The 20,000-nt window shown below is 40.3% G+C and carries 11 protein-coding genes, 1 tRNA gene and 2 rRNA genes; 6 read left to right on the forward strand and 8 right to left on the reverse strand.

Annotated features, from left to right (window positions below):
- Positions 1-344 precede the first annotated feature (344 nt).
- The 3 genes from H3299_RS14100 to H3299_RS14110 all read left to right on the forward strand — a co-directional run bounded on the left by H3299_RS14100 (position 345) and on the right by H3299_RS14110 (position 3,653).
- Positions 345-3,157 (forward strand): 23S ribosomal RNA (locus H3299_RS14100).
- 73 nt (positions 3,158-3,230) lie between these two features.
- Positions 3,231-3,345, forward strand: a 5S ribosomal RNA gene (gene rrf, locus H3299_RS14105).
- 231 nt (positions 3,346-3,576) lie between these two features.
- Positions 3,577-3,653 (forward strand) — tRNA-Met (locus tag H3299_RS14110).
- A 669-nt stretch (positions 3,654-4,322) separates the two neighbouring features.
- On the opposite strand, the gene H3299_RS14115 is transcribed toward H3299_RS14110, so the two are convergent.
- The 3 genes from H3299_RS14115 to H3299_RS14125 form a co-directional block, all read right to left on the reverse strand.
- Positions 4,323-4,946 carry a hypothetical protein gene (locus H3299_RS14115; protein WP_182418257.1) on the reverse strand — a complete coding sequence of 208 codons (624 nt, stop codon included), beginning with the start codon at positions 4,944-4,946 and terminating at the stop codon, positions 4,323-4,325.
- A gap of 764 nt (positions 4,947-5,710) precedes the next feature.
- Positions 5,711-6,400, reverse strand: a complete 690-nt coding sequence (locus tag H3299_RS14120; RefSeq protein WP_182418258.1) for an RraA family protein — start codon at positions 6,398-6,400, stop codon at positions 5,711-5,713.
- Between the two features lie 88 nt (positions 6,401-6,488).
- Positions 6,489-7,919 (reverse strand): DASS family sodium-coupled anion symporter, encoded by a 1,431-nt coding sequence (locus H3299_RS14125; protein ID WP_182418259.1) that lies wholly within the window; start codon positions 7,917-7,919, stop codon positions 6,489-6,491.
- A gap of 584 nt (positions 7,920-8,503) precedes the next feature.
- Between H3299_RS14125 and H3299_RS14130 the strand changes: the two genes are divergently transcribed.
- Positions 8,504-9,541 (forward strand): RluA family pseudouridine synthase, encoded by a 1,038-nt coding sequence (locus tag H3299_RS14130; protein ID WP_182418260.1) that lies wholly within the window; start codon positions 8,504-8,506, stop codon positions 9,539-9,541.
- 775 nt (positions 9,542-10,316) lie between these two features.
- A complete protein-coding gene (locus tag H3299_RS14135) occupies positions 10,317-10,868 on the forward strand; it encodes a hypothetical protein (RefSeq protein WP_182418261.1) in 552 nt (183 codons plus the stop codon).
- 91 nt (positions 10,869-10,959) lie between these two features.
- Here H3299_RS14135 and H3299_RS14140 read toward each other — a convergent pair whose 3' ends face one another.
- The gene (locus H3299_RS14140; protein ID WP_182418262.1) at positions 10,960-12,303 is read right to left on the reverse strand and encodes a D-serine ammonia-lyase; all 1,344 of its coding nucleotides are present in this window, start codon (positions 12,301-12,303) and stop codon (positions 10,960-10,962) included.
- Positions 12,304-13,538: 1,235 nt separating this feature from the next.
- On the opposite strand from H3299_RS14140, the gene H3299_RS14145 reads away from it, so the two are divergent.
- Entirely contained in the window at positions 13,539-14,471 is a 933-nt protein-coding gene (locus H3299_RS14145) for a LysR family transcriptional regulator (protein WP_246708088.1), read from the forward strand.
- Between the two features lie 38 nt (positions 14,472-14,509).
- Here H3299_RS14145 and H3299_RS14150 read toward each other — a convergent pair whose 3' ends face one another.
- The 4 genes from H3299_RS14150 to H3299_RS14165 form a co-directional block, all read right to left on the reverse strand.
- Positions 14,510-14,803, reverse strand: a complete 294-nt coding sequence (locus H3299_RS14150) for a P-loop NTPase fold protein (protein ID WP_182418263.1) — start codon at positions 14,801-14,803, stop codon at positions 14,510-14,512.
- Positions 14,804-14,859: 56 nt separating this feature from the next.
- Positions 14,860-16,431, reverse strand: coding sequence for a DHA2 family efflux MFS transporter permease subunit (locus H3299_RS14155; protein WP_182418264.1), 1,572 nt, complete (start codon positions 16,429-16,431; stop codon positions 14,860-14,862).
- Between the two features lie 239 nt (positions 16,432-16,670).
- Positions 16,671-18,239 (reverse strand): DHA2 family efflux MFS transporter permease subunit, encoded by a 1,569-nt coding sequence (locus H3299_RS14160; RefSeq protein ID WP_182418265.1) that lies wholly within the window; start codon positions 18,237-18,239, stop codon positions 16,671-16,673.
- Between the two features lie 67 nt (positions 18,240-18,306).
- Positions 18,307-19,365 (reverse strand): HlyD family secretion protein, encoded by a 1,059-nt coding sequence (locus tag H3299_RS14165; RefSeq protein WP_182418266.1) that lies wholly within the window; start codon positions 19,363-19,365, stop codon positions 18,307-18,309.
- Between the last annotated feature and the right edge of the window lie 635 nt (positions 19,366-20,000).

Here is a 20,000-nt window from a genome sequence, read left to right on the forward strand (position 1 = left end):
GCTTAGTAGAACGCCTGTTCTGATGAAATTGTGAAGAGAAGATATATTCGGATAGCTGTTCCGATCCTTTTAAAGGTTCGGCGCTTTATTCCTGCCAGATATCTGTTTTGATTTTGGATAAGAGATTCATCGTCTTTTATTTGAATAGAGACACTAAAGATATTCGGATAAGGGTTTAGTGACAAGATACACTATGTCGTAAGGGAATGCTCAAAGCCCTTACCTATGATTGGCAAGCTTAACCGCACCATCGAATATATCTCAAGAAGCTGGTCTTTCTGCTGATATTCAGCTTAAAAATCTGCACAGGTTTTTAACAATAATTGGATATTGGCAATGAGAACGATCAAGTGTCTTAAGGGCATTTGGTGAATGCCTTGGCATGCACAGGCGATGAAGGACGTGATACGCTGCGATAAGCTACGGGGAGGTGCGAATAACCTTTGATCCGTAGATCTCCGAATGGGGGAACCCACCTTTGATGGCTAGAAAAGTTAAGTTGTTCAGCAATGGACTGCTTAGGTTTCTAGCTATCTTTAAAAAGGTATCTACATCTGAATAAAATAGGGTGTAAGAAGCGAACGCAGGGAACTGAAACATCTAAGTACCTGTAGGAAAGGACATCAAACGAGACTCCGTTAGTAGTGGCGAGCGAACGCGGACCAGGCCAGTGGCTTAAATGAGAAAAGTGGAATAAGTTGGAAAGCTTAACCAAAGTGGGTGATAGTCCCGTACACGTAAATTGATTTTAAGTCCTAGAGTAGGGCGGGACACGTGAAATCCTGTCTGAACATGGGTAGACCACTATCCAAGCCTAAGTACTCGTGCATGACCGATAGTGAACCAGTACCGTGAGGGAAAGGTGAAAAGCACCCCGACGAGGGGAGTGAAATAGATCCTGAAACCGAATGCCTACAAACAGTCGGAGCCCAAGATTAGTTCTGGGTGACGGCGTACCTTTTGTATAATGGGTCAGCGACTTAGTCTGACGAGCAAGCTTAAACCGATAGGTGTAGGCGTAGCGAAAGCGAGTCTGAACAGGGCGTTCAGTTCGTCGGATTAGACCCGAAACCGAGTGATCTAGCCATGAGCAGGCTGAAGGTAAGGTAACACTTACTGGAGGGCCGAACCCATATCTGTTGCAATAGATCGGGATGACTTGTGGCTAGGGGTGAAAGGCCAATCAAACTCGGAAATAGCTGGTTCTCCGCGAAATCTATTTAGGTAGAGCGTTAGTTTTATTCTCCAGGGGGTAGAGCACTGGATGGGCTAGGGGTCCTCACCGGATTACCAAACCTAACCAAACTCCGAATACCTGGAAGAACTGACTAGCAGACACACGGCGGGTGCTAACGTCCGTCGTGGAGAGGGAAACAACCCTGACCACCATCTAAGGTCCCCAAGTTATGGCTAAGTGGGAAAGGATGTGAGGATCCCAAAACAACCAGGATGTTGGCTTAGAAGCAGCCATCATTTAAAGAAAGCGTAACAGCTCACTGGTCTAAATAAGGGTCTTTGCGCCGAAAATGTAACGGGGCTAAAGCCATACACCGAAGATGTGGATTTACACGTAAGTGTAAGTGGTAGCGGAGCGTTCCATAAGCCTGTGAAGGGATACCCGTGAGGGATCCTGGAGGTATTGGAAGTGAGAATGCTGACATGAGTAACGATAAAGGGAGTGAGAGACTCCCTCGCCGAAAGTCCAAGGGTTCCTGCTTAAAGTTAATCTGAGCAGGGTGAGCCGGCCCCTAAGACGAGGCCGAAAGGCGTAGTCGATGGGAACCACGTTAATATTCGTGGGCCTGTGGGAAGTGACGGATTGCGTAAATTGTATCATCTTATTGGATTGATGATGCAGTGAAGCAGTTCCAGGAAATAGCTCCCACATTATAGACCGTACCCGAAACCGACACAGGTGGACCGGTAGAGAATACCAAGGCGCTTGAGAGAACTATGTTGAAGGAACTCGGCAAATTGCACGCGTAACTTCGGAAGAAGCGTGACCCTTTAGCGGGCAACCGTTAGGGGGTGGCACAGACCAGGGGGTAGCGACTGTTTACCAAAAACACAGGGCTCTGCGAAGTCGCAAGACGACGTATAGGGTCTGACGCCTGCCCGGTGCTGGAAGGTTAAGAGGAGATGTGCAAGCATTGAATTGAAGCCCCAGTAAACGGCGGCCGTAACTATAACGGTCCTAAGGTAGCGAAATTCCTTGTCGGGTAAGTTCCGACCTGCACGAATGGCGTAACGACTTCCCCGCTGTCTCCAACATAGACTCAGTGAAATTGAATTCCCCGTGAAGATGCGGGGTTCCTGCGGTTAGACGGAAAGACCCCGTGCACCTTTACTATAGCTTTACACTGGCATTCGTGTCGACATGTGTAGGATAGGTGGTAGACTTTGAAGCAGTGGCGCCAGCCATTGTGGAGTCTTCCTTGAAATACCACCCTTATCTACATGGATGTCTAACTGCGTTCCGTTATCCGGAACCAGGACCGTGTATGGTGGGTAGTTTGACTGGGGCGGTCGCCTCCTAAAGAGTAACGGAGGCGCGCGATGGTGGGCTCAGAACGGTCGGAAATCGTTCGCTGAGTGCAATGGCATAAGCCTGCCTGACTGTAAGACTGACAAGTCGAGCAGAGTCGAAAGACGGTCATAGTGATCCGGTGGTCCCGTGTGGAAGGGCCATCGCTCAACGGATAAAAGGTACGCCGGGGATAACAGGCTGATGACCCCCAAGAGTCCATATCGACGGGGTTGTTTGGCACCTCGATGTCGACTCATCGCATCCTGGGGCTGGAGCAGGTCCCAAGGGTATGGCTGTTCGCCATTTAAAGCGGTACGTGAGTTGGGTTCAGAACGTCGTGAGACAGTTCGGTCCCTATCTGCCGTGGGTGTAGGAATATTGATAGGATCTGTCCCTAGTACGAGAGGACCGGGATGGACGTATCTCTGGTGGACCTGTTGTGGCGCCAGCCGCATAGCAGGGTAGCTATATACGGAAGGGATAACCGCTGAAGGCATCTAAGCGGGAAACCCACCTAAAAACGAGTATTCCCATGAGAACCGTGGAAGACGACCACGTTGATAGGTCAGGTGTGGAAGTGTGGTAACACATGAAGCTTACTGATACTAATCGTTCAATCGGCTTGATCGTTCCCATTACCTATATCCAGTTAATAAAAAAGCAGAAAATAATCCAGCTTCAATTCGTTCATGCCTTTCGCCGACCTGGTGGTTATGGCGGAGCGGCTGCACCCGATCCCATTCCGAACTCGGCCGTGAAACGCTCCAGCGCCAATGGTACTTTGTCTTAAGACACGGGAGAGTAGGTCGCTGCCAGGTCTGCAAAATGCATGTATGAATATTTTCTCTTCACCATCAAACAAATCAATTTGTCTAGCTGATAAATCCCAAGCAATATAAGCCCTATAGCTTAAATCATTCCTTGGAAAAAAGACACAAAATCAAGATAATAACGCTTCCTAAAAGCATGACATTATTTTAAAAATGTGCCTTAATATCAGATACTCCTTCACAACATACCGGTCGTGAAGAAGTAAACAAAACCCTTGACGCGGGGTGGAGCAGCCCGGTAGCTCGTCAGGCTCATAACCTGAAGGTCGTAGGTTCAAATCCTGCCCCCGCAACCAATAAAACCCATCAGCAAAATAATAGACACAGTGTTTAGACATATACCATAATCCCCAAAAAGCACTCGTGGACGTTTCTAACGCTATAATGCCAATTCGGTACATGCGCCAAAACCGGCACTGCTAATATGGTAGAACACACCTCTTCCCAACCAAAGAAAACCATAACCAAGATGTGTAAGCAATATCTCAGCAATAAAATAAGATAACTAACACCAAGTTATACAATAACCGACAAAGGGGGCTCTTGGCAGTTGAGCTGATTATCTTAGTCTCAAAATTACGAAAACTTAACGTTCGGAAAAAGGCAATATAAATGCAATCTTGTATGGTTATCAAAAAAAGCTCATAGTTTATTGAATAGGTGAGGCAAAGTTAGCTAACAAAGAAATTTTCTTTAAAACAATATAAAGTTAATTATAGAACTCAGGGGACCCGACAAATATTCGGTATCTTGCATTGTAGTTTTACAACGTATTGGAATTATTTGGGCAATAATTTATCGAGTTAATGGAAAGATTAGTGATGTAATCTTTAATATGCTTTGCAAAAATGTAGGGTAAGAAAGATAGCCGTGTCACAATGGTACATCCGGGCTCTACATGTGATTTGCGGCATAGGATTTTGGCTGAAAAGCCAAGTTTTATTACGTGAAATCGTATTACCGACCTATCGTTCGCCTTGATAGGCAAAATTGTTTTGGTAGCCGTAAACTTCTAAACAATGTTTATGAAAATTGGGGTTTAAGACTTCTAAATCGTGCCCCAGTGTTAGCCCGTAATTGACCTCAAACTCGTATTTTAACGGCCCTAGTATTAACGCACTTGTAAAACCTGTTGGTTGTCTGTGAAGTGGATCCACCAAAATGCTGAGGCCACCATAATACGCAAATTGGGGTGGTTCCATTTCTCGATAATATTCGTCCGAATTAATATGGATGTTAATTGAGCATATATCCGATTTGCCAATGGCAAAGGCCGACAATGTCGGTATAGAAAAACCACAAGTTTGGGCGATATGGCAACATAATAGTTTTGCAAAATAGCGCCGCATATTTAGCTTGGCGGTAGGGGTAATACAAGCAATTCGCCAGTTTATAATAGCGTTTATATTTTCATGCCTCTGATATAGTGACATTAGGTCGTTATGGAAGTAATCAAAGTCGAGATCGGCTGGCTGGGTTAAACTCCCATTACATGCCGCACAAATCGGGACAGCAAAGTGGAATTCCTTTGATTTTGGACCCTGTGCGATCCTGTATCCATCGGCGTTGGCAAACGTCCCGATCAACATTTTATCCCTACCGAAGATTTTTTTGATGCCTGAAGCTTTAATTTTGTGCTCGTGCGTTAATTGGTTTGTTGAACCGCAAAGGCAACAGCAATTGCTTCTATAGGTTTTTATGAGCATTTTAATTAATTTTCTCATCAAATTAGGAGAAGTCGCGTTATGTTAACACAAAGATGAAAAATATCGATCAATAAATTCATAGAAAAATAGGTTAATTTAGTTTGCAGCTAATACCTGAGTGAATATGAGGTAGTGTTTTTCAAATATGTAAGGCAATGTAGAGTAACAACAAATAAGCAGTTAGAGCTTAAAAGATGTTTCATTGCTAACTCAACCGCCAGAAAAGCTAGAAGTCCAGTTGGGTGCCATCGCAATGTCATCGCTCGTCTCTTGCATAAATTATTGTATTTAATTGCGGTCAATCAAAAGGAATGTGCGGTTGAATTTACAGGTGATATCTAATTAGACGCAAGCCATTTTAAAGGTAATCGCAAAAACGCGCTTGCTCCAACCTTGGCGAGTAAAGCAGTTGTTTTTGGCGTGATTAAGTAAGGTGGTTTGATGACTTAAAAATTATCAGTAAATTATGGTTTTAGGTATTAGTGTTTACTTATCTTAAAAATTATATCATAGCTTTACGACAATTAATTGCCACTTAGCTAGGCAAGCCCCTTAAAAAATATGGTCAGGCATATTGCTGAAAAACATACCTGACCACATGATGTATTGATTGCATATTTATAGGTTTTTACGACCTTTTAAATTGCTCACCTATAATAGTCGTCAATGATTTCACAGCCTTTCTTTTCAAGCTCACGGTCAATCCAAGAATAATCCCGTGTATTCTCTTCGATTGCTTTGATAATAGCTTCTTCATCGGCATGCTTTTTACGTGCCTTTTCAATCAGCTCTGGTGCCTCTTTGGGGGAAACAACAACAATGCCGTCATCATCGCCAATAATAATGTCACCAGGATGGACAACCACGCTACCTACGCTGATTGGCGTGCCAATTTCGCCTGGCCCATCTTTATAAGGGCCTGCAGCAGTAACGCCTGCCGCATAAATAGGCATATCCAATTGAGATAAAGTAGCAACATCGCGAATAGCGCCATCAATGATAACGCCACCCAATTTTTTAGTGAGAGCTGTCCGCATCATGAGTTCGCCAGTGATTGAATTGGTAATATCACCATGAGCATCGACAACAATGATATCACCGGGTTGTGCCATATGTAACGCTTTGTGGAGCATTAAATTATCGCCTGGTCTTACTTTTACAGTAAAAGCGCAGCCTAGTAGATCGGGGGTGCTAATTTTTTGTATACGTGCATCAAGCACGCAGCTTCGATTCATTATGTCGGCGACGTTGGCAACAGGAATACCACGAAAGCCTTCAATGAGTTCAGCTGCAGGGCGATTAATCTTTGTAAAAACTCGAAAACCTACATTTGTCATTTTAAATATCTTTCTTTTTGAACTGCAAGCAGCAAATGATTGTTGGTGTAAACGTGAAGAACATTCTTAAACATCTGCGCACCAGAAATTAAAATAGACCAAGCCAACGCCAATAAGTAACTGCACATAGGCTATAAACAATGACGGCTACGGTACAGATTGGTATACCGACTTTAGGGAAATCACTCATTTTTAATTCTCCTGTACCAAAAACAAGCAAGCTTGAGATCGTATTGTAGAATAAAAATAGAGGGAAACCGCCGATAATCATACCTGCTGGCATTGCGAGAATTATAGGGTCAATATTAGCAGCTTGCGCAACGCTAATAACGATAGGAATCAACATTGTTGTCATCTTGGTGGTGCCCATGAAGGGAATATGCAAGAATTGGACAATAAAGATAACAATAATAAGCAGACTGAGCACCGAAATAGTACTGACATTAAGGGTGCTAAATAATGTTGTTGCAAGCCAATTTGCTGCACCAGTTGAGATCAAAAGATCAGCAACGATAAAACCGCCGCCCATGATAAGCATAAATTGGAATGCTGATGACTTTGAAGCATCAGCCCAATTGACAACGCCCAATAAGAACATCAAGCAAACACCCAACAAGGCTGCGATTGTTGTGTTAATTCCCGTTAAGCTACCAGTGAGCCATAGGACGACAACCAAGAGGAAAATCATACTTGTTTTCCATTCATCTACCGTCATTTTTCCAAGGCTAGTATATTTTTCAAGGATATGCTCTTTGCCTCCAGGAATTTCATTTAGCTCTGCTTTAAATACAGTTTTGATGAACCACCATGCAAAAAATGTCATGATAAATGCTGGGGGAAAACCATACATTAGCCATTCAACATAGGAAATAGTATGGCCAGTTGCTTTGGCGATAAAGTCAGCAGTGACGGGGTTGGGGACTGTTGCAGTAAGAATACCAGCGCTAATAATTGAATTTGTAAAAGCAAGTGTTAAAAGAAGGCTGACCGCAAATTTACTGCGACCTTCCTGATGACTGTTCTTTCTATAAATTTCAATGATTGCTATGCAGATTGGCAATAAGGCAGCAGTTCTTGCTGCTGTTGATGGGATTAAAAATGCTAAAAGAATGTTAGCAAGGGTAATACCTAGCGTGATGCGAATTGAGGTACAACCAATTTTTGACAGCAGCCAATAAATCAGGCGCTCTGCAAAGCCAGACTTTGACATTGCAGGTGCCATTAATAATGCTGCTACGATTAAAAAAATTGAAGGTGTCGAGAAATTATTTAATGCATCTTTTACAGTCATCATTTGGAATAGTACGACCACTACTGCCATAATGAGACTGCTTATTGCTAGGGGCACTGGTTCCAATGCCCATAAAACGATGATACCTGCAAATAATGCTAAAGCTTGTTGACCAGTAGGTGTTAACCCTTCTGGATTAGGAAGAAAACTGATGATAAGGACAACGAGTGCGGCGATGCCGATACCTATAAATCTGGCTTTCTGTGTTTTCGCTTTTTTCTCCGCCATAGGAGTTCTCCATTTTTTGTCCTCCCGATTTAAATGTATGGCAAAAACATGGCGACGAAAAGAAATTATTTAAAATTGTAGCAAAGATTGTATTGGTTTGAAGATTTATGTTGAAAACTTTTATTTTGTGCAGAAAGAATATATCATTAATAACTAATATCTGAAATAGTAAATATTTCGCGCCTTATTTAAACACTATCTTGAATTATATTGTTGATCACAATAGTAAAGCTAGAAAATGTCTATTCTTTGACTGGTTTTTGATGTAAGTTATTGATATAATTATTATTATATCTAATTTGGATATTAAAAAATTCAAATAAATTTTTGATAGAAAGCTTTAAGTTAAGTCTTATGCTAAATGCACTTAGTATTTGAACCAAGTTATAGAATGCGATAAAGAGATTCTTAAATGAAGCAATTGCCTGTTATTTTGCAGATCTCTTACGCTCTTTAGTGGCTATTATTGCCAAAATTTGATATAGCTCGCAAAGCGAACCAGTAGCTTACAATATTTAAAACTGCAAATATCGGTGAAAAGCACCGCCGTCTATTGCGCTTGGATATATCTTTTAAGGATTATAATGCAAAAACTTTTTACCGAAGCTGAAACAGCGAGCAAAAGATTAGACCAATGGCTCGCCACCGCATTAGCTGCAGATTTTTCTAGAAGCCGTCTGCAAAGTCTTATTCAAGAAGGGGCTGTTTCTGTTGATGGCAAGGTGGTTTTAGAGCCCAAGTTTAAATTAAATGGCGTTCATGAAATTACCCTTATTTTACCAGAGCCTGTTGATCCAGAACCACAAGGGGAAAATATCCCCCTCGATATTCTTTATGAAGATGATGATCTGATTGTACTCAACAAACCACAAGGATTGGTTGTTCATCCTGGCAATGGTAATTGGCAAGGCACTATGGTGAATGCTCTTGTTTATCATTGTGGCGATAGTCTTTCGGGCATTGGCGGCGTTAAGCGGCCGGGTATTGTCCATCGTCTCGATAAGGATACAAGTGGTGTTATGGTGGTTGCCAAGAATGATTTTGCCCATAAGCATCTAAGCGCACAATTTGCTGATCATGGTCGCACAGGTGCTTTAGAGCGGGTTTATAGTGCTATTGTTTGGGATGTACCAGCTCGTAATACTGGCACAGTAGACACCTATCTTGGGCGTTCACCCCGTGATAGAACCCGCCAAGCCGTGGTAAATGAAAGCCGCAGTGACGCACGTCATGCCATAACCCATTTTAATGTAATTGAAAAATTTGGTGCACGCGAAGATGCTGGCGCATCGGCAAGCCTTATTGAATGCCGCCTAGAAACCGGACGAACCCACCAAATTCGTGTTCATATGGCGCATATTGGACATCCACTGCTTGGTGACAATGATTATGGTGCGTCGGTTAAAACTAAAGCCAATCGTTTAGATGACGATGTAAAGGCGGTTGTACAAGCCTTTCCTCGCCAAGCCCTTCATGCTGGCCAATTGGCTTTTGAACATCCGCAAACTGGCGAGGTTATGCATTTTGAAGCACCAATGCCACAAGATATGCTTGAATTAGTAGAGGCATTACGCAAAATTGAAGTTGCAGCAGCTGCGCCGAAAAAATGGCAGGTAATTTAATTGCAAAGCCATTAAATTTAATCATAACATCAATTATGAAGTATCAAAAACGGGAACAAGTAAGTCTAATGACTTAATTGTTCTTATTCTTGACCCTACATAAATCACTGAAAATGCATGAGTCATCGCGCCATTGAAACTGTGTGATGGCTTTTAAAATGAATTTGGTAAACTTTATGGATGATGAATCCTTGGTTGAAACTGCCAAATAAACTTTTGGCCTTGTGCAAAGACTAGATAAAATGCCATTTGCCTTTTGCAATAAATGTGGAAAATTAACAAGGGCAGACATTCTAAATGCCGCATCAAATAAAAATATAGGATTTTTGAAAGTACAAAATTAGCCGGTTAAGATAAGTTAAATCGCCAATACCAATTTTTGCTTTAGTGATTATAATTGATAGAGATCTTCAAACAAATTGGATTTATCTTATTCAATATGATGGCGATAATCAGCATAGAGGAAAGTTGGCCATTATTTTGATTTTATATAGCCAAAAAGTCACTATTCAGGTTGTGAAGTGTTTCGCTTTTTAAAAATGGCCTTGAACTGTTTGTTGTAGTTATCGACAGCGAAATCACTTTAAAATATTACAAATTTCTTTCATTAATAAAGCTTTTAAAAAGTTTAGGTAATGTAAAGGCTAGAAAAAATCATAAACGCCATTATCTACTGTTACAACCCATTGACTTTGTTTTAATTTTAGTAAATGGCTCACAAAATTCAATTCCGGAAAACCGGTGGCAGTATAAGGCTGAATGGAGAAGATCCGAAATGCAAAATAATCACAATCATGGTTATGACGACGGTGATTACACTTATGAACAGAACCATTATGAGGAAGCTCCTGATCCAAACCGCCTTGATCCAGCCGTAGAGCGAGTGCGGCGCAAGTTGATGCGCTTGATGATTGTATCAGTTACCATTACTCTTTTATTGGTTATTGCTGTGTTCATTGCGGTTATTTATAAAGCAACCCGTACACCGGACAATGCACCAGCAACACAGGTAAATCAGCCTGCAGTACCTAATGATTTAAGTGTTGTGCCTTTGAATGATACAGCTGGTCAAGCGGTAGTAGGACAAAATACTGTTGAGAATAATAAGCCAGTAACGCTGCCTGCAACCATTAACCGTGAAATTGATTTGCCTGCCGGTACTCGCATCCTATCTCACAGCCTATCTGGTGATCTTATTTCGCTTGAAACTTTAGCACCATCCGGCGGCACAGAATTGGTTATTTATAATTATAAGCAAGGAAATGTGGTTGCACGTCTGCCAATTCCGGCTAATGATATGCCATCTCCCGAGTTAAATAATAATTGACGTTAGTTTTTATGGCTTTGCTGTAATTTAAGTTTTTACGGCAAAGCTTTTCAAGTCTTCGTGTAACATAATGGCACGATGGCGTGATATTTTAAAAAATTCCATCTGCATGGGTTAAATAGCTCAAAAATTCCTCATTCGGCACCATAGAACCTCCTGTTGCCCATACAAGATGCGTGGCATTTTGTATGTCTTGGCTATTTATATTTTGGCGTTTTAAATAATCGCGATTTTGGAGCACGAAAGAAAAGCCTGCAAAGCCTGCAGTCGCTGATGGCTCCAATTTGATGTTTTCACAGTTATAGATCTCGGCCAAATAGTTAAAGAGGGTTTTATCTTCCACTGTATAATAGCCATCAATCAGTCTTTGCATGGCTTTGCCAACAAAGCCAGATGGTCTGCCAACTGCAAGTCCATCAGCTGCGGTTTTATTGTCAATGCCAAAATCTTGGACGCTGATCTTATCATGTAGCCCAGTGTAAACGCCAAGAAACATCGCAGGTGAATGGGTTGGTTCTGCAAAAATACAATGGACATTATCGCCAAATACGGTCTTTAAGCCAAAAGTAATACCGCCAGGACCACCACCAACGCCACAAGGTAAATAAACAAAAAGCGGATGCTCTGCATCAACCTTGATGCCTTGATCATCAAATTGTTTAACCAGACGCAACGCCGCAACACTATAACCTAAAAACAGATTGTGTGAGTTCTCATCATCAATAAAATAACAATTAGGATCATTTAAAGCCTGTTGACGTCCTTCTTCGACGGCTTTGCCATAATCGCCTTGGTGTTCTATAACATGTACGCCATTGCCGCGTAACTTGTCTTTTTTCCATTGTTTGGCATCGGCTGACATATGGACATAGGTTTGAAATCCTAGTTTGGCCCCTATAATGCCAATAGAAAGACCAAGATTGCCGGTAGAACCAACTGCAATCTTTCGATTTGACAAGAAGTTTTTTATTCGCGAACTTTCAAAAAGACTATAATCATCATCTATAGTCAAATGTCCAGCTGAAAGCACAAGGTCCTCAGCGTGCTTTAACACCTCATAAATACCACCGCGCGCCTTGACCGATCCTGATATGGGCAAGGCATTGTCTGACTTGAGCCATAATTTGCCTGAAAACGGCAATTCGCTCTGTATTTTCAAAGCCTCCTGCATTTTTTCAAGGCGCAAAATAGATGATTCTATTATGCCATTTGATGTAATTGTTTCTGGAAAATTTTTTGCAATAAAGGGAGCAAAGCGTTGTAATCGTGCACTTGCATCATTGATATCATCACTTGTCAGTCCGACATCCGTGAGAGATTCATTAATGGTAGACGATGCCGGATTAAACCAACTGGTTGGGCGTAAGGCAATCATGTCTCTTAGTAAGGGATATTCTTTGCACCATTGATCAGTGTTTTTTGCTAAGATTACCATCTTCGCCCCCGTTTATGAATTTTAATATATGGCTGATACTAAGGTGATTCATAAAAAGAAAACGTTAATTCATTTAGGGTCAGGACCTATTAATTTGAACGAAATGGTATGAGGAAATTTTTGTAAGAACCCAAAGATTAAAGATGAGAAAATCCACAGGAAATATGAATATTTTCAAGGGTCTTCGACAAAGTTATTGCGAAAATCTCCCATATCCTGAAAGGACACAAAAACAGCTGTAATCTACTGCATCGTAAAGCTCAACTGGGTATACCACCCACTTTTCGCTTTCCTCCTTGTATATTTTTGCTGTTTATTGTGCCATTTCATTTAAATTAATAGGTTTTGACCCTAAATTAAACGTAATTGCGGCAGCAATTATAATGTAGTTTATGAGGAAAATATGGCATTGTTTAGAGAAATATCACTTAACTAAATAATTTGATAAAAATCAAAATAATTTTCTATTTCAGTGATAATAATAAAATATAATATATTTATATATTAAAAATATCAATTATAAGATAGAATATATAGTATATTAATATTAATTCTTATATTTATAATTTAATTTATATGTAAAATAATAATTATCAAAATTTTATATTTAACGGGTTAGGTATTTTTTTATGTTAAATATGAATTGTATCATTTTAAGACAATTTATGGCAAAAAATCAAAAAAAGACCAGTTTTTCGTAAATACTAACTAAAAAAAATGTTAATTTAGTTTTTAATTATTGACGAATATAAATATTATCAATAGTCTTGTTTGCAGATCAATCAGCTTTTGACCATTCCCCCCCCCCCGCAGGTCTTCTGATTGATCTTATCTGCCCCTCATAAAGCAACTGCTTTATCTGATGAGGTAACAAGATGCAGCAGAGTTATGCCACCCCCGCCATGCTCTGCTGTATTCTTGAGGCACCTTGTAGGTGCCCTTGTTATTATGGCATTATATGTTTTCATGAATATTTGTTTGTTTTTAAAATTTCATTGCGACACACGTGCATTTATACATGATGGTTGATCATTTTAGAGCAATTTTTTTAAAAAAAGACAAAGTATTATTTCTAAAAATTTTGAAATGCTAATTTAAAAATCTTTTTATATTTTGTTACAATTTGTTAATCGACTAAATCAAATAAAAATTTTAATTATCATAAATACGTCATTTATTTTTTTTATATTAATACTTTTAAATATACAAAATATTATAATTTTGATGGAAAGGCAATGATGCGCATTACTTTAAGACAGGTTGAATATTTTATCGCTACTGCGGAAACTGGTAGCATTAGTCTTGCGTCTGAACGTGTTAAGGTTTCCTCGCCATCAATATCGACTGCGATTGCCAATCTTGAGGAAGAGTTGCAAGCAAAATTGTTCATTCGACGTCATGCTCAAGGGCTGGCTTTGACTTCAGCAGGTAAAAAGGCACTTATTCAAGCGAAAAAAATCATTGATGAAACTGAAAAACTTTATAATGTAACGGATGATGTAACAAGCCAGTTGCGCGGACAAATTGCCGTAGGCTGCATGGTGACTCTCGCGCCGATGATTATGCCGGCATTATCCAAGGCATTTACCCAACAATATGATGCGATAACTCTCAACCAAAGCGTTGCGAATCATGATGTTTTGTTAAAAAGCATTCAAGATGGAGCGATTGATGTTGGGCTTAGCTATGATAGTTTTGTACCTGATTTTTTTGATTTTACACCGCTTGCGGATTTGCCCCCCTATCTTATTATCGCTGAAGGTCATAGCTTCGCCAATCGCGTTTCTGTTTCATTAAAAGAAATTGCCGATGAGCCTTTGCTGCTTTTGGATTTGCCTCACAGTCGAGAATATTTCTTTAGTCTATTCAATCAACAGGGGCTTTCGCCCAATATTGCTATCCGCTCACCGCACCAAGATGTTATACGCACAATGGTTGCTAATGATTATGGCTATTCTATTGCTAATGTTGCGCCACGCTCACAGATTGCACTTGATGGTAAGGTAATTCAATATATTCCTATTGCCGATGAAGTGCCCATAATGAAGATTGGTCTTTTTAGCCTTAAAAGTACGCAACACACTCAGGCAATTAAGGCTTTTTATCAGTTTTGCCAACAGCAAATAAACAGTGATCATATCCCGGGAATGGTATCCCATTTAGCTTAGTATTTTTGTTTTAAATTGGTTCAATATAGTCAGCTTTGTCACTTTGGCAGAGTAGCTGTTTTGTAAGCGAAATATGGGCAGTAAAGATGCAATGCGTAATCAAAGGCGGCTAAAACTGCACTAAAAGGCTTATCGGATGCATCATCTTTCCGAGCATTAATTGAAATAACAAGGTGGTTTTTGTTTTCTAAATAATCTTTAAATTGGCATAAAAAAGTTTTACCCATATCCCATTTAGCATCAATAATAAGAACAAAAGAGCCGGCATTTTGGGTATTTTTTGTTCGCTGCGCCCAAGTAGTTAGCGATAAAAAAATTAGAGTCTTTCTCACTGTTTAAAAAATCATATGCCCATATACCTCTAGGTCGGTCTTTATAATTTCCTTTATTAATGGCCTGTATTTTCACTTCTTCCAGTTGATGGTTTTTTAACAAATAATACAAGAACGGTTAGGCTTGCAAAAAGTAAGGTTAAAATAAAGAATGAATCGATAAAGGCCATAACCGCTGCTTGACGGTGGACGAGTTGGTTAAGTTCCGCCAGAGCTCCAATATTGGAGGGATTTTCTGGTGTACCTAAACGCTCGGCAAGACCGGTTAAAAACTCCATTGCTTGTGCATTGCCCCAATGGAGTGTTTCGGCTATGCGGGCAAAGTGTAAATCGCTTCGTCTCATGATTACAGTATTGATGACGGCAAGGCCTATAGCGCCACCTAAATTGCGCATAAGATTAAACAAGGCGGCGGCATTTTTTATGCGGCTTGGCGGCAATGTACCAAGAGCGATATTATTGATTGGCACCATGCATAGCATCATCGAGCCTCCACGCAATATTTGCGGCCAAAACAATTCCCAAAAATCCCAGTCGGCTGTCATACCCGTCACCAACCAAGTGCCAACACCAAAGCCAGCAAAACCAATGGCCATCATGAGGCGTGGATCCATCTTTTCAGAAAGAATCCCGGCAAGTGGCGCTGCAAAAAACATGGCAAGGCCAGATACAAACATGGTTTCACCGATCATAAGCGCATCGTAGCCACGGATTTGTCCCAAATAAAGTGGATATAAATAAGTCAGCCCATAAAGACCTATGCCCATAATAAATGAAAAAAGTGATCCAAGGGCAAAATTAACATCGCTAAAAGCCCGTAAATCGACAATCGGTTCTTGACTGGTAAATGCGCGCCAAAAGAATAGCACACCGCTTATCATAACCATAACAGTTAAAACGCTGACTGTTGTATCATCCATCCAGTCATTGCGCGGCCCTTCTTCTAGTACATATTCGGCGCCGCCTAGTAATATCGCCATAAAAATTAATCCCCACCAGTCAAATTTGGCAAAAAGTGAGGAATCGCCTTTATCAAAATCGATGAAACGCCATGCAGCAAAAGCGACTAAAATTCCAGGAATAAAATTAATCAAAAACAGCCAATGCCATGAGAAAGCATGACTCAAGTAACCGCCAATAGTAGGACCTATCGTAGGTGCAAGGGTTGCAACAAGGCCGATAAGGGGAGAAACAATGCTGCGCTTTGATGGAGGAAAAATGGTAAATGCTGCGGCAAAAACGCTGGGAATCATACCGCCGCCAAGAAAACCTTGAATAGCGCGGTAAACAATCATTTGCTCAATTGAAGTGGCGGTTGCGCAAAGCAAGCTTGCAAAGGTGAAACCAATGGCCGAAAGGGTGAAAAGCGTTCGAGTTGATAATAAACGTCCTAAAAACCCCGATAAGGGAATCATAATAACTTCTGCAATAAGGTAGGACGTTTGTACCCAAGATATTTCATCGCTGCTTGCAGATAGTCCAGCTTGAATTTCGGCTAGAGAGGCTGACACAATTTGGATATCCAGAATCGCCATAAACATGCCAAATACCATGGCAATAAACCCAAGAACGTGACGTGGGTTTATCTTGTCACTATGATCATTGGTTGTAATGGCATCAGCGCTCATAAAATTTTCACTCTATTCCAACAAGAACATTTTCCAAGAGCTGATGATGTGTGGTCGCTTCAAGGTCATCGCTTTTGCTATAGGCTATTAAATATCATTATTCTGCATGAAAGTCTGTTTTTTGTTCTTAATAGATAATGCAGGTAATGCAATATTAAAAAAAATCAAGCATTCATACATGCTATTATGCGGCATATATTTTACCTCAACTAACATCTTCATGTTAAGTTTTTGGGGCTTTAATGGATATTTGGTTGTTGGTTGGTAGAGGTGTTTTTATTAACAAATAAGACAAGGGTGGTAAGCACTATAAATAATATAGTTAAAATGAAGAAGGCATCAATAAACGCCATGACGGTTGCTTGTTGGCGTACTAATAAACTCAATTGTGATAGAGCAGCAGTGTCGGAAGGATTGCCGATTGTACCAAGGCGAACCGCCAATCGATCTAAAAATTGCATAGCTTGTTCATTGCCGGCATTGAGAGTTTCTGCAATGCGGTGAAAGTGAAAATCCGATCGTTTAATAATAATGGTATTGATAATGGCTAGTCCCATCGCGCCGCCAAGATTGCGCAAAAGGTTGAATATGCCAGAAGCGTTTTTTAATTTACTTGGTGGTAGTGAACCAAGCGCAATATTATTAATTGGCACCATGCAGAAAATCAGTGATGTACCGCGTAAAACTTGCGGCCAAAAAATTTGCCAAAAATCCCATTCGGCGGTGAGGCCAGTTACAATCCATGTGCCAAGAGCAAATCCACCAAAGCCGATCAGCATCATGAGGCGTAGATCGATTTTTGTTGAAAGATAGCCAGCAAGAGGCGCTGCCAAAAACATTGTAAGACCGGATACAAACATGGTTTGCCCGATCATCAAGGTATCATGGCCACGAATTTCACTTAAATATAGCGGGTAAAGATAAGTTAATCCATAAAGACCAATACCCATTACAAAGGGAAAAAGCGATCCTAGTGCAAAATTACGATTATTGAAGGCATCAAAATCGATGATTCTATTTTTGCTAGTAAAGGTTCGCCAAAAGAAAAGCACGCCGGCAATGGTTGAAATTACAATAACGGTTTTGATAGTTGAACTTTCTAACCAGTCTTTACGTGGCCCTTCTTCTAAGTAATATTCAGTACCACCTAAAAACACCGCCATGAAAATTAAAGCTGACCAATCAAATTTTTTGAGAAGTGATGGATCGCCTTTGTCAAAGTTGATAAAGCGCCAAGCTACTATAATAACGATAATGCCTGGAATAAGATTAACGAGAAAAAGCCAATGCCACGAGAATGCATGGCAAATATAGCCACCAACTGTTGGTCCTATTGTTGGTGCAAAGGTGGCTACAAGTCCAATGAGTGGTGATACTATGCTGTTTTTTGAAAGAGGAAAAATTGTGAAAGCTGCGGCATAAACACTTGGAATCATGCCGCCGCCCAAAAAGCCCTGCAAGGCACGATAGACAATCATTTCTTGGATTGAGGTTGCCGTTGCACAAAGAAGACTTGCAAGCGTAAAGCCAATAGCCGAAATCGTAAAGAGCATACGAGTTGACATTAAGCGCCCTAAAAAGCCCGATAAAGGAATCATGATGACTTCTGCAATGAGATAGGATGTTTGTACCCAAGATATTTCATCGCTGCTTGCTGATAGGCCTGCTTGAATTTCCGCAAGCGAGGCAGAAACGATTTGAATATCCAAAAGCGCCATAAACATGCCAAATACCATGGCTGTAAAGCCAATGACTTGGCGGATATCAATTTTTTCAGCTGCCGCTGGTTCGCTAGATGCAGAACTCATGTTAAGACCAATTTTCCTTAGAGCAATCAAAAGCCGCAACTTTGTTGCCTATTTGCCGACTAATGCATCAATCTAGTTTTGTCCGCGTATCAATTATTGCATGAACACTCATACCAGCTCTAATCCGGCCAGTTTTCAAAACTTCATCGGGAATGGATATGCGTACAGGGATGCGCTGAACAATTTTTGTGAAGTTACCTGTTGCATTTTGAGGGGGCAAAATAGAAAATACCGCACCAGAAGCAGGCGATAGTGACAATACCTTTCCTTCAAAGCCGTCTCCTTCAAAGCCGTCAATAGTAATGCGGGCTGTTTCGCCGCCAAAAATTTCAGCGATCTGCGTTTCCTTATAATTGGCATCAATATATAAGGCTTTATTGGGTACTAAAGCGGCAAGCTGTTGACCATTGACTACAAGATTACCCTTTTGGCTAGATAAGTTGCCAATAATGCCATCGATTGGTGCGCGAATAATTGTAAAGTCCAAATCGCGTTTAGCTTTCGCTCGCGCTACTTGTAATGATCGAGTGGCACTTTCTGCTTCGTTATATTGCGCTTGCAGTACCGCAATATTAGCCTTGGCAGCAGCAATTTGAGCGCTGGCACGTGTGGCATTAGCAACAGCTTGATCTAACGCAGATTGCGCAGCATCGACCATGGATTGTGATACGGATTGGCTTTGCTGTAGGGTTTGGGCACGGTTTAGTGTTAAATCAGCATTGGTTTTAACTGCAATAGCTGCATCATGAGTCGCTTCAGCTTCATCAAGACTAGTGCGGGCTGCATTGATTTGGGCCTTTATCCGCTCAAGTGTGCGCGTTTGTGTTACCAGTTTTGCATCTGCATCAGCTAGTGCTAGCTTATAATCGACATCATCAAGGGTAAAAAGTACATCACCTTTTTTAACCTCTTGGTTCGCAGCAATGTTTACTTCTTGTATATAACCGCTTACCTTTGGAGCAATTGCCGTAATGTCGCCTTGAATATATGCATCATCGGTTGAGATTAAAAAACGCCATTCCGTGACATAGCGAAAACCTAAGAAAACACCAATTAATAGTATTGTTGCGGCAACCGCATATAAAACATATTTTTTAATGGCTGAAGGAGCGATTTCGGATGTCATAATAATTAATTCCGCTTTATGGTAAGTAGTAATTATTTTTTGTGTCATACAATGGAAATATCCAATAAGATAGTAAAATTTATCATATTGATCTATAATTTAAGAAAATTTCCTGAAAATTGGATCAATATCATGTGTTTACATCTAAGCTTTTAGAATATTTATAGTAATTATCTAATTTATGGAAAAATATTAGCTGGCTATATATTTTAGTTTCACTATCTTTAGTATTTTAAGTTTTATATATTATATCTTAATTTATAAATTTATAATTATATTTTAAAATTATAATATATAGAATAGATTAAACGTTTGGATTGGGAGTGCTGCCTCTGTTTGCTAGTTGTATATTTCGACTCGGCATGGGAATCGCTTACAGAATCAGGATATTTTGTTTGTATTTTTGATAAGTTATTCTAATTGTTTGGTTATTTCCATTAGTGTATTATAGAATACGTAAATAGCATCTTTTTCGGTATGCTGTTTGGGTTTGTTGACGGCTAGATAGGTGTTATGTTTTTTTGGGATGGTTGGCAAAGTTTGTATATTATCGGCAAATATTTATTGTTATATATCAGGTATTTATATATTAATGTTACGATTTTATGAAAAAGGTTTATGGGTGGTGTTGACTC

This window comes from Bartonella sp. HY038, from assembly GCF_014117425.1.
Taxonomy (GTDB): Bacteria; Pseudomonadota; Alphaproteobacteria; order Rhizobiales; family Rhizobiaceae; genus HY038.